A 251-nucleotide genomic window follows, 5' to 3' on the forward strand; every position below is an offset into this window, starting at 1 on the left:
ATACCGAGGTCATGACTTCAGGTGGAATTTTTTTATTTAATTTTACATAGCCTTCAAACTGGCTCAATGCACTACGAATAAAGATATCTTGTTCTTGTTCGTTCACTGAATCCGATTCAATAAACTGTGCATTGGCAACGAAAAAGTCTTCGTTATCAACAAACTCTTCGATATTCGCACGTTGTGTGCCTTCAACTAATACTTTTACTGTACCATCGGGTAGCTTTAATAATTGAAGTACAGTCGCAATT

The 251-nt window shown here is 36.3% G+C and carries 1 protein-coding gene; it reads right to left on the reverse strand.

The features are described 5' to 3' along the window. On the reverse strand, positions 1-251 hold a 251-nt coding region (locus tag AAEY78_RS14260), incomplete at both ends, for an LON peptidase substrate-binding domain-containing protein (protein WP_352340081.1).

The organism is Psychrobacter sp. 16-MNA-CIBAN-0192 (assembly GCF_040309565.1).
GTDB lineage: Bacteria > Pseudomonadota > Gammaproteobacteria > Pseudomonadales > Moraxellaceae > Psychrobacter.